This window comes from Flavihumibacter cheonanensis (genome assembly GCF_022352215.1).
Classification (GTDB): domain Bacteria; phylum Bacteroidota; class Bacteroidia; order Chitinophagales; family Chitinophagaceae; genus Flavihumibacter; species Flavihumibacter cheonanensis.
In genome coordinates, this window is record NZ_JAKRWF010000235.1 from 1 (window position 1) to 279 (window position 279).

Sequence of the window (279 nt, forward strand, 5' to 3'; positions counted from 1 at the left end):
TGCTTTCATAACACTATTTACAGCAGGATCAAAGATAACAAATGGACTTGTTACCTTACCTATAGATCCATAAATAATAGCAGGTGCTGTTAGATAGTTTGACATAAAGTATCTAAAGTTTGGAAGTAAGCTACCTCCAAGAACACCAGACTTAGCTATTCTTGCTACTTTACCATCATTGAATAAAGCTGATGGAGAACCAATTACTTCGCCAACTAGGTTTAAAAACCTTTTACCAACAATAGAAGTTCCTTTCTCTGAGGCAGATCTAAGACCAGC

General features: G+C 36.2%; 1 protein-coding gene. It reads right to left on the reverse strand.

Annotated features, from left to right (window positions below; all coding sequences use genetic code 11):
- The coding region (locus MD536_RS21835) for a hypothetical protein (protein ID WP_239603888.1) at positions 1–279 on the reverse strand (279 nt) is incomplete at both ends.